At 41.4% G+C, this 11,583-nt stretch carries 9 protein-coding genes and 1 pseudogene; 8 read left to right on the top strand and 2 right to left on the bottom strand.

Features of this window, described 5'->3' with window-relative positions; genetic code table 11:
• The 8 genes and pseudogenes from F988_RS03820 to proB all read left to right on the top strand — a co-directional run.
• The coding region (locus tag F988_RS03820) for an adenine-specific methyltransferase EcoRI family protein (RefSeq protein ID WP_004681166.1) at positions 1 to 1,211 on the top strand (1,211 nt) is incomplete at its 5' end.
• Positions 1,208 to 2,368, top strand: a complete 1,161-nt coding sequence (locus F988_RS03815) for an HNH endonuclease family protein (RefSeq protein WP_004681165.1) — start codon at positions 1,208 to 1,210, stop codon at positions 2,366 to 2,368. The genes F988_RS03820 and F988_RS03815, both read left to right, overlap by 4 nt.
• Before the next feature lie 126 nt (positions 2,369 to 2,494).
• Positions 2,495 to 4,519, top strand: coding sequence for an excinuclease ABC subunit UvrB (uvrB, locus tag F988_RS03810; RefSeq protein ID WP_004681163.1), 2,025 nt, complete (start codon positions 2,495 to 2,497; stop codon positions 4,517 to 4,519).
• A gap of 115 nt (positions 4,520 to 4,634) precedes the next feature.
• Positions 4,635 to 5,219, top strand: coding sequence for a lipocalin family protein (locus F988_RS03805; RefSeq protein ID WP_004681161.1), 585 nt, complete (start codon positions 4,635 to 4,637; stop codon positions 5,217 to 5,219).
• Positions 5,220 to 5,465: 246 nt separating this feature from the next.
• Positions 5,466 to 6,923: a glyceraldehyde-3-phosphate dehydrogenase gene (locus tag F988_RS03800; protein ID WP_004681159.1), complete on the top strand. Its 1,458-nt coding sequence runs from the start codon at positions 5,466 to 5,468 to the stop codon at positions 6,921 to 6,923.
• A 177-nt stretch (positions 6,924 to 7,100) separates the two neighbouring features.
• Positions 7,101 to 7,184: pseudogene (locus F988_RS15005) on the top strand (MFS transporter); the annotation flags it as partial.
• A 124-nt stretch (positions 7,185 to 7,308) separates the two neighbouring features.
• Positions 7,309 to 8,529: an Obg family GTPase CgtA gene (gene cgtA / locus F988_RS03795; RefSeq protein ID WP_004681157.1), complete on the top strand. Its 1,221-nt coding sequence runs from the start codon at positions 7,309 to 7,311 to the stop codon at positions 8,527 to 8,529.
• A gap of 15 nt (positions 8,530 to 8,544) precedes the next feature.
• Positions 8,545 to 9,678, top strand: a complete 1,134-nt coding sequence (proB, locus tag F988_RS03790) for a glutamate 5-kinase (RefSeq protein WP_004681155.1) — start codon at positions 8,545 to 8,547, stop codon at positions 9,676 to 9,678.
• A 37-nt stretch (positions 9,679 to 9,715) separates the two neighbouring features.
• On the opposite strand, the gene F988_RS03785 is transcribed toward proB, so the two are convergent.
• Both F988_RS03785 and F988_RS03780 read right to left on the bottom strand, forming a co-directional pair.
• Entirely contained in the window at positions 9,716 to 10,390 is a 675-nt protein-coding gene (locus F988_RS03785) for an HAD-IB family hydrolase (protein ID WP_004681153.1), read from the bottom strand.
• Positions 10,357 to 11,565: a DUF1615 domain-containing protein gene (locus tag F988_RS03780; protein WP_004681152.1), complete on the bottom strand. Its 1,209-nt coding sequence runs from the start codon at positions 11,563 to 11,565 to the stop codon at positions 10,357 to 10,359. Before F988_RS03780 ends, F988_RS03785 begins: the two co-directional genes overlap by 34 nt.
• Positions 11,566 to 11,583: the final 18 nt, after the last annotated feature.

Raw genomic sequence — 11,583 nt, 5'->3', positions numbered from 1 at the left:
GCGAACAGCGAACAGCGAACAGCGAACAGCGAACAGCGAACAGCGAACAGCGAACAGCGAACAGCGACTTAACTAAAGCGAAAAATGAAAAAAACGATGAGTTTTATACCCAGTATCACGACATAGAAAAAGAAATAAATGCGTATTTAGACTTTGACTCGAATGTATTTCGTGGCAAAACAATTCTGCTTCCTTGTGATGACCCAGAGTGGAGCAACTTTACAAAATATTTTGCCGCAAAATTCGATGAATTAGGCATTAAAAAATTGATTAGTACAAGTTATGCCGCTAACAGTAAAAGTTACAAAGGTTATCAACCTACTTTATTTGAAAGTGAAAACTCACACTTTGATATAAACAAAACCGTTCAAAATGGCAAAATATTTACATTAAGCCGTGACGTAAACGGTGATAAAAAAATTGATATTAATGATTTGGACTGGGATTATTTACAAGGGGATGGTGATTTTCGTAGTGATGAAGTTAAAGCATTACGCAACGAAGCTGACATTATTATAACTAATCCACCTTTTTCGTTATTTCGTGAATTTTTAGCTTGGATTGTTGAAGCTAATAAGAAATTCGTCATTATCGGTAATATGAACGCAATCACCTACAAAGAAGTTTTTCCTTTAATTAAGCATAATAAAATGTGGTTAGGTCCAACTATTAGTAGTGGCGATAGAGAGTTCCAAGTACCAGATGAATATCCAATTAATGCTGTCGGATGGCGGATTGGTGAAGATGGCCGAAAATATTTAAGAATTAAAGGTGTGCGTTGGTTTACTAATTTTGATCATGGTCGTCGCCATGAACCATTACAACTGATGACTATATTGGATAACCTAAAGTTTAATAAGAAAATGCAAGCCAAGACCAATTATGACAGTTATGACAATTACGATGCAATAGAAGTGCCTTTTACTAGTGCAATTCCTAGTGATTATGACGGTGTAATGGGTGTGCCCATTAGCTTTTTGGATAAATATAATCCTGACCAGTTTGAGATAGTTGGGATGTGTGAAAACGCAGATTTATATGATTTAAAAACAAAAAATTATAATACAGTGGAATGCAAGCAAGCATATTTTGACAAATTTGGAAAGAAGGGAACTTATGACTTAAATGCGAGTGGAGTTGTTTACAGAGATGGGCTTTTGGAAAAAGTTTATCAACGAGTGCTCATAAAACATAGGAATGTAGCTATATGAAAACAACATTAAAAACAGCTATTACGGTCAAGGATATTTGCGCAGGTTTTGTCTATAACGAACTAGAAGGCAAGGGCTTATTTGGTTTTTCGGGTAAACTCACCATTCAGCCAGAATATCAACGTAATTACATTTATGCAGATGGAAAACGAGATGTCGCCGTCATAGAATCTATACTTAAAGGCTATCCATTGGGTTTAATTTATTTTAATAAAGTGGGTGAGGATAGTTTTGAAGTGTTGGATGGACAACAACGCATAACCAGTATTGGGCGTTACGTCACCGATAAATTTGCTGTAATTGAAGATGGAAAACCGCAGTATTTTAATAGTCTATCTGAAGATAAACGCGAAATAATTGAACAAACAAAACTATTAATTTATGAATGCGAAGGTACTGAAACAGAGATTAAAGCATGGTTTAAAACCATTAATATTGCAGGTGTTCCGCTTAATCAGCAAGAATTACTCAATGCGGTGTATTCGGGGCAATTTGTCACACTTGCTAAAGCTGAGTTTAGCAATAGCCAAAATTCTAATGTAAATAAATGGGCTGCCTATATTTTAGGTAGTGCAATTCGCCAAGATTTTTTGGAACGTGCACTTGATTGGGTCAGTAAAGGCAAAATTGATGACTATATGAGTCGGCATCGAAATGAATCAAATATCAATGAATTAAAAACCTATTTCAATACGGTTATAGATTGGGTATCTGCGGTATTTAAAGATGTTGAAAGTGAAATGCGAGGCTTGGAATGGGGACGGCTTTATGAAATGTACCATACACAACCCTACAGTCCGCAAAAAATATCTGAGCAGGTCAAAGACCTTTATGCAGATTCATACGTTAAAAATCGTAAAGGTGTATTTGAATATATACTTGGTGGTTCAGTTGATAAAAAATTGCTTGATGTTCGAGTATTTGATGAAGCAACCAAAAAATCAGTCTACACAAAACAGAAAAGTGAAGCTGAGAAAAATCAAACTTCAAACTGTTCTTTGTGTGCCATCGGACATGATTCCAATAAAACAAAAATTTGGAAACTAAGCGAAATGGATGCAGACCATGTAACGGCATGGAGTAAAGGCGGAGCAACCGACGTTAAGAATTGCGAAATGCTGTGTAAAACGCATAATCGTGCGAAAGGCAATCGCTAATCATTTTATATTTTCTGCAATAAGCCGAGCCTATTAATCAACAATAAATAAAGGGGTGAATTAAGATTGTGTAATCCTAATTCATCCCCATAAAATGTAAGAGTCAAAATTTAGAAAAATACCGCTATGAGCGAAAACCAACCTTTTGAATTAGTCACCCATTATCAACCTGCGGGAGATCAACCACAGGCAATTGAAAAATTGGTCAGTGGGATTGAACAAGGTTTTCGTAATCAATTGCTACTTGGGGTTACAGGGTCGGGCAAGACCTATACTATGGCCAATGTGATTGCCCAAACCCAGCGTCCCACCATTGTGATGGCGCATAACAAAACGCTTGCGGCACAGCTTTATGGTGAGTTTAAGGCTTTCTTCCCAAACAATGCGGTGGAGTATTTCGTTAGTTACTACGATTACTATCAGCCAGAAGCCTACGTACCCTCATCCGATACGTTTATCGAAAAAGATTCCGCCATTAATGACCACATTGACCAGATGCGGCTCTCTGCAACCCGTGCTTTGCTGGAACGCCGTGATGCCATCATTGTGGCATCGGTGTCTGCCATTTATGGTTTGGGTGATCCAAATGCCTACATGCAAATGTTGTTGCACATTGTACAGGGCGATCGGGTCAGCCGTGATGACATTATTCGTCGTTTGGTCGAAATGCAATATACTCGTAACGAACTTGAATTTTTACGTGGTACGTATCGTATTCGCGGTGAAATTATTGATATTTTCCCAGCTGAATCAGATCAGGATGCGATTCGGGTGGAGCTGTTCGATGATGAGGTGGATTCAATCCGCTGGTTTGATCCGCTGACTGGAAAACTGGTGCGTAAAGTGCCGCGTGTGACCATTTATCCAAAGAGCCACTATGTTACGCCGAAAGACCATTTAACCCGTGCCATTGATACCATTAAAGATGAGTTAAAAGACCAGCTTAAATTCTTCAAGGATCATGACAAGTTACTGGAGGCACAACGTATTGAACAGCGTACCCGTTATGATCTGGAGATGATGCAGCAGTTGGGCTATACCAATGGGATCGAAAACTATTCACGCCACCTTTCAGGTCGTACGGCAGGCGAAGCACCACCGACCTTGTTTGACTATATTCCTGAAGATGCCTTGCTGATCATTGATGAATCGCATGTGACTGTTCCACAAATTGGTGCGATGTATAAAGGCGACCGTTCCCGTAAAGAAAATCTGGTGAATTATGGTTTCCGTTTGCCAAGTGCTTTGGATAACCGCCCAATGAAATTTGAGGAATGGGAACGTATTGTACCGACTACTGTGTTTGTCAGCGCGACACCAGCATATTATGAACTGGAAAAATCAGAACAGATTGTTGAGCAGGTGGTACGTCCAACAGGGTTGATTGATCCTGAGATCGAGGTTCGCCCTGTGTTGACACAGGTCGATGATGTGTTGTCTGAAATCAATATTCGTAAACAGTTGAATGAGCGTGTGCTGGTCACAACACTGACCAAACGTATGGCAGAGGATCTAACTTCATATCTGAAAGAGTATGGCATCAAGGTGGCTTACCTGCATTCAGATATTGATACCGTTGAACGGGTTAAGATTATCCATGAATTGCGTACAGGTGTGCATGATGTACTGGTCGGCATTAACCTGTTGCGTGAAGGCCTGGATATGCCAGAAGTGTCGTTGGTGGCAATTCTGGATGCGGATAAAGAGGGCTTTCTACGTTCTGAGCGTTCCCTGATCCAGACCATTGGACGTGCTGCCCGTAATGTGAAAGGTAAAGCAATTTTATATGCGGACCGCATCACTGACTCCATGCGTAAGGCAATGGATGAAACAGAACGCCGTCGTAATAAACAGATCGAGTTTAATGAATTACATGGAATTACCCCACGCAGTGCTGTTCGTCAGGTGATCAAGGAAATTGATACAGGTGAAGTTTTAAGTGATGATCAGATTGATGAAAAAATTGTTGATCAACACAAGGCCATCAGTGCTGATGAACAGCATCTTTTATCTGATCCAAAACTGTTTGCGAAGCACATTGGTAAACTGGAAAAGGAAATGTTAAAGGCATCCAAGGAGCTACAGTTTGAGCAGGCTGCAAGACTCCGTGATGAGATTGTTCGTTTAAAGGCACACATGCTGCAATCTTGATTTTTAAGAGAAATCCTCAAAAGCGATACATATCGCAACAGAATTTGTTTATAAATTGGGCTATGTTGCAGGACGAATGACCATTTATAACAAATTTCTGTTTTGAGGATTTCTCATGCCATTTATTAAAAGTTTCCCAAAGGCAAGTTGGCGTTTAGCAAAGATAGCGATGGGCGGTGTGGTTTTAACGGGGTTGGCTGTAGGAACAATTGCCTATGCTCAGGCAAAACCTTTACCCACTGTTGAGAAAGTGGAACTCGATAAGTATTTGGGGGTTTGGTATGAGGTGGCCCGAAAGCCAATGTTTTTTGAGCGTAAATGCGCATTTAACGTCACGGCAACCTATACGCTGAATGAAAATGGCAACATCGTGGTTGACAATAAATGCGCTGACCAGGATGGTGATTTACAACAGTCCCTAGGTGAAGCCTTTGTGGTGAATGCGCCATTTAACAGTAAATTAAAAGTCAGTTTTTTACCTGAGGGTGTGCGCTGGATTCCTGTCGGTCGTGGGGATTACTGGATTTTAAAACTGGATGAGGATTATCAGACGGTATTGGTGGGTGAACCACGCCGTAAGTATTTATGGGTGCTTTCCCGTATTCCGAATCCGAAAAAAGAAATTATCCATGAATATTTAAATTATGCGAAATCATGGGGCTATGATATTCATGATGTGATTTACCCTGAACATCGCTAAATTAACATATACTGATTTCGTTTAAACCATGCTTGCATGGTTTTTTTATTTTTATATATATGATGATTGAAAAAGAATTTTACCTAAAATCAAAAAAATAATTATAGGTATTTTATGAATTTATAGTCAATCAGGACAAAATCTTAGCTCAAATAGCAGCTTTTGATTCAATATTGATGATAATTCTATTACAATTATTGCGTTTTAAAATTCACGCCCAGTATATATAAATTAGAGGACGTCACTGTGAGCAAAGACACTATCGTTGCCCTACACGCAGAACACCAAGGTCGTTGGAAAAACCGTGAAGAAATCGCGGAACGTATGATTACTTTAATTGGTCAATTATACCGTGAGAAAAATATTGTTGTTTCTGTTTACGGCCGTTCTTTAATTAACCGCTCAGTGATTCAGATTTTAAAAACACACCGCCGTACACGTATGGTTGATGTTGAGCTTTCAGTTGTCAACACGTTCCCAATTCTCGAAGCATTGATGAAAGTTGAAAACATCGGTTCTGCCGAAGTTGATATCGGTAAGCTTGCTGTTGAATACCAAAATCAGGGCGGTGATGTAGACGCTTTTGTTGCCAATGCTGTTGCATCAATTCAGGGTAATGCAACTTCTGAACAGCCTAAAGATGTTGTTCTTTACGGTTTTGGCCGTATTGGTCGTATTCTGGCGCGTTTAATCATCAGTCAATCAGGCCTGGGTCGTGGTTTAAGCCTTAAGGCAATTGTCGTACGTAAATCATCTGATGGTGACTTGGCCAAACGTGCCTCTTTGTTACGTCGTGACTCTATTCACGGTACGTTTGACGGTACGATCTCTGTTGATGAAGAAAATGAAGCCATCATTGCAAATGGTAACTTCATTAAAGTTATTTATGCTTCAAGCCCAAGCCAAGTGGATTACACCGCTTATGGTATTGAAAATGCGCTTCTTATCGACAATACAGGTAAATGGCGTGATGCAGAAGGTCTGAGCCAACACTTGAAATGTGCAGGTATTGCACGTGTAGTTTTGACTGCACCAAGTAAAGGCGAGATGAAGAACGTTGTATACGGCGTAAACAATACAGATATCTTAGATGAAGATAAAATCATCTCTGCTGCAAGCTGTACAACCAACGCAATTACACCTGTATTGAAAGTTTTAGATGACAAATACAAAGTATTAAATGGTCATGTTGAAACAGTTCACTCGTTCACAAACGACCAAAACCTGATTGATAACTACCACAAGGCTGACCGTCGTGGTCGTGCTGCAACATTGAACATGGTAATTACTGAAACTGGTGCTGCAAAAGCGGTTGCCAAGGCATTACCTGGTCTTAAAGGCAAGTTGACGGGTAACTCGGTACGTGTTCCTACACCAAACGTTTCACTTGCAATCTTGAACTTAAACCTAGAGAAAGAAGTTGATCGTGAAGAAGTGAACGAATACATTCGTCAAATCTCAATCAACTCTAGCCTACAAGGTCAAATCGGTTATACCAACTCGACTGAGGTTGTATCAAGTGACTTTATCGGTTCGCGTACTGCTGGTGTGTTTGATGCACAGGCAACAATCACTTCTGGTACACGTTTAACTGCCTATGTTTGGTACGATAACGAAGTGGGTTATAGCTGTCAGGTATTGCGTATTGCTGAACAAATGTGCGGCGTAAGCTATGCAAAAATTCCTGCTCAAACAGATGCATAATATTCGTTAGCAAAGTTATACAATACAAGCCCAGTTTCGACTGGGCTTTTTTATAGACTGCACCGAACCTATGCTGATAGAAACATTAAAATAAAAGAAAATAGCGACAAGGGAAGATGATTGGTTAGGAATACTTCATTGTAGCAGTTCAGACGTTTATTCACGGTATTTGCTTTAATTGTGGTGGCCAACTTGAGTGGTGTATATGTTGCGATGTGGGTGCTTAAGCATTTTAATATTTATATTCCATTGAAGAATAGGCATCCATAACACAATGAAATAACACTTTTTTAAAGCTAGAAACGTATTTGCTGATTTTTCTATTCGAGAAATTTATTAAAATGTGGCAGAATAGTCCGCTTTTAAGATTTTAGAGGATTGGCACATGCGCTTTGTTGATGAAGCAGTCATAACCGTAGAGGCTGGCGACGGTGGCAATGGCGTAGCCAGTTTTCGCCGTGAAAAATTTGTCCCTTTTGGTGGTCCTGATGGCGGTGATGGGGGGCGTGGTGGAAGTATCTATATCCAGGCCGATGATGATACTGGTACGCTGGTTGATTACCGTTATACCCGTCGATTCCGTGCGGAACGTGGTAAGAATGGCGCTGGTGCGAACTGTTCAGGTCGTGGCGGTGAGGACGTTATCCTAAAAGTACCTGTGGGTACAACCATCGTGGATACTGAATCTGGCGACATTATTGGTGACTTGGTCAAGGATGGTCAGCGTGTCAAAGTGGCACATGGCGGTGATGGTGGTTTAGGTAACACACACTTTAAATCATCCACCAACCGTTCACCACGTAAATGCACACATGGTATCAAGGGCGAATATCGTGAAGTACGTTTAGAGTTGAAAGTACTTGCAGATGTTGGCCTGCTGGGTATGCCAAATGCTGGTAAATCCACGTTTATTCGTGCAGTCAGTGCGGCCAAGCCAAAAGTGGCAGACTATCCATTTACCACCATGGTGCCGAACCTGGGTGTGGTGGATGCGGATCGTCACCGTTCGTTCGTGATGGCGGATATTCCAGGGTTGATCGAAGGAGCGGCAGAGGGCGCGGGTCTAGGGATTCGCTTCCTTAAACACTTGGCGCGTACCCGTATCCTGTTGCATATTGTGGATGTCCAGCCGATTGATGGTTCTGACCCTGCACACAATGCCAGAGCAATTCTGGGCGAGTTGAAAAAATTCTCTCCAACCTTGGCAAAACTTCCACTGGTTCTGGTGTTGAACAAGCTTGACCAGATTGCTGAAGAATCAAGGGATGAATGGTGCCAGCACATTCTGGATGAATTGCAGTGGACAGGTCCAGTATTCAAGACATCTGGCCTGATGTCAGAAGGCACCAAAGAAGTTGTGTATTACCTTATGGATCAAATTGAGCAACAGCGTGAACGTGAAGTTGAAGATCCTGAGTATGCAGCAGAAGTTAAAGCATTCCGTGAGCAGCTTGAGGCTGAAACACGTGAACAAACTATCGCGGCAAAAGAAGCTTATCGTGCCATGCGTAAGGCTCAGCGTGAAGCGGGTCTGGAAGACGATGAAGATGACTTTGATGACGATGAGGATGAAGGCGGCGTAGAAAGTATTTACGTACGCGACTAGTGAACCGAGGAAAAAATGATAGAAGTGGTCGATGGGCAACGTCAGCTCAATGCGTGTAAACGAATCGTTGTTAAAATCGGATCATCTTTACTCACTGCAAATGGGCAAGGTCTAGATTTAAATGCAATTTCGCACTGGGCGAAACAGATTGCAGATCTACACAATGCTGGACATGAAATCATACTTGTGTCCTCAGGTGCAGTGGCTGAAGGGATGGTACGCATGAAGCTTGCGACTCGACCCACCGATCTACCCAGTTTGCAGGCCTGTGCCGCCATTGGTCAAATGGGTTTGATTCATACATGGTCAAGCGTACTGGATCAGCATGGTATTCAAACCGCACAGGTTCTACTCACGCATGATGATCTTGCTGATCGCCGCCGTTATCTCAACTCCTGTGATGCTTTACAAAATCTGATTGACTGGCGTGTGATTCCTGTCATCAATGAAAATGATACAGTCTCAACCGATGAAATCCGTTTTGGTGACAATGACACTCTAGCTGCAATGGTCGCAGGGCAGGTACATGCCGATTTATTAATTATTTTGACCGATCAGCAAGGCATGTTTGACTCCGATCCACGTTCTAATCCAAATGCGAAATTGTTCCATACTGTACGTGCTTTGGATGAAAGTCTGTTTGATATGGCGGGTGGTAGCGGCAAGTTCGGGCGTGGCGGCATGCTGACTAAAGTCCGTGCAGCGCGTTTAGCGGCTAAATCGGGTTGTCCAACATTAATTGCCAGTGGTGAAAGTGATAACGTATTGGCGCGTTTAATGGCGGGCGAAATGTTGGGTACGCTGTTAATTAGCGACAATGACCGTATCGCGGCGCATCAACAGTGGTTGGCTGCACATTTACAAACAGCAGGGCGTTTGGTGATTGATGATGGCGCAGTTAAAGCCATTAAAGAAAACCACCGTAGTTTATTGCCTGTGGGTGTTAAAGCGATTGAAGGGCATTTTGAACGTGGTGATGTGGTGGAGTGTGTAGATACACAAGGTCATCGTGTGGCAGTGGGACGTGTTAATTTTAGTTCGCGTTCTGCAGATTTGGTTAAAGGCTTGGCTTCTGACAAAGTGCATCAGGTGTTAGGTGAGGCACGTTCGTTAGAGATGATTCACCGTAACCATATGGCGATTTACTAAATACAAATAGAAAAACAGCTCGCTTAGGCGAGTTTTTCTATGTTCGTTCTATATTGGGACTAATTCTTAGTGCATCAAATTTTAATTCTGGAAGTGATTTATTTTCTCCCATCATGTACGGGTGGTCAGCCAATGACAACATATCCAGATCTTCTTCGCTATTTCCATAAGCATAGATATATTGATAGTCCTCTAAATTGTATTGTTGCAAAATCCGTAATTTTTTCTGTTCACAGCTACAGTCTTCGGAACTGTAATGACCTGTCAGCAGGCCATTCTTAATTTCTGTTGCTGTACAGATTAATTCGATATTTAGAAACTCACAGATTGGCACAAGATAAAGATCAATCGAAGCCGAAACCAGCACAATGTGATCACCCTGTTGTTGATGCAGGCGAAGTTGTTGCAATAGGTTCTGATCTAAATTCTGAGTAAGCTGTAGGGCATATTCCTGTGCCAAATTTTGTACAAAATCTGCTGCAATGCCCTTAAACATGCTCTGAAACAAGCGTGCTCGCATTGCATGGGCAGGGTACAGCTTTAAATAATAGGCATGAATCCACGGTAGGATTTTCAAGCTTTTTTTTACAATATGTCGTTTTGAAAGCGTATAAAAAATAAATCCAGTAAAACTGTCCTTGGGATAAAGTGTCCCATCAAAATCAAATAAGGCCAGATTTATAGTTTTATGCGTTTGGCTCTTTGCATGCATGTCTCATATCGTCCATTTACACGGCTTGCGAACCAGTTTGTATTGTAATCACGACTCAGTTTTGGTCCTGAAATAACGACTTGTGGCATGGTTGCATAAATTGGTTCTTTTTGGGTTTTATTTTGATATAGCTTTTGTACAGCTAAATAAGTTTGAGTATCTTCAAATTTTTTCTCTTTTTCTTTTTTTAAGTCACTACGAATCTGGCGTGGAGTCACCAGAATGTTATTTTGTGCAAAAATTGCAATAAGCTCTTTCTCTGTCTGGCTCTGAGTTGCCTTGATATCACCATTTTTGGTATAGAGCAGTAAGTCACCATCCAGACTGATTTCAGTTTTGGTCATTGCATTCAGCATACGCTGAAAAGCCGCATTTCGACTGGAATACATGCCTGAGTTATAGTCTGCGAAACGATAGATAGCCTTATCATAATCGGCAGGGTATTCCATTAAACGGTGAATACCGTAATATAGACCGCCATATTGGGTATAAAGATCATTGCGTAGTTCAGCGATGTTGCCGCTTTGGCGTTTATGTTCTTTGGCATAGTTGATATGAACCTGCATGGAACCCAGTGTGGTAATTGGGTTCATCTTTTCACCAATATCCTGACCCACCAGTTTTGCAGCACCTGTTAATGCACTGACATGGTAATGTTTGGACATATAGTCAAAAATTTGACGATAGAGTAAATCCAGCTCGCGTTCGGTTTTGACCTTACGCATTTGGCTCATGTAATTGTTGTCTGGAGAGGGCTGGTTTTTCAACACATCTTCAAAATACTCAGCTACTGTTCCACCAATGGTTTCACCCAGTTTGGCCTCAAACTTTTCCTTTAAACGGCTGTTAATTTCCTGTACCGCTTTTTCACCCAGTCCAGGCACGGTAGGGTCGGCAACAAAGTTCGATTCCTGATCAACCACAGCAACCACACTGCACACATTCTGCTTGGTTTTCGGAATGCTGAGTTCCTGCATAATGTCGAAAATATCTTGTGCCCAGGATTGTCGGTCATTCACACGTGCTGGAATGACTTTCTTAATCTGCTCTGCTTCCATTTCAGGTTCTTTACCATTTGACCACCATGCGTTGTCACCGCAGGCACTGAGACTGATGCAGGCTGCAATGATGCTAAAGGTTTTAAATAAAGGACTAGCTGGGAACGATTTATTCATAATCAGGACAACACCGCA

This window comes from Acinetobacter parvus DSM 16617 = CIP 108168 (genome assembly GCF_000368025.1).
Lineage (GTDB): Bacteria > Pseudomonadota > Gammaproteobacteria > Pseudomonadales > Moraxellaceae > Acinetobacter > Acinetobacter parvus.
Note: the sequence above shows the minus strand (reverse complement) of the source record. Positions and strands in the feature narration are given on the sequence as shown.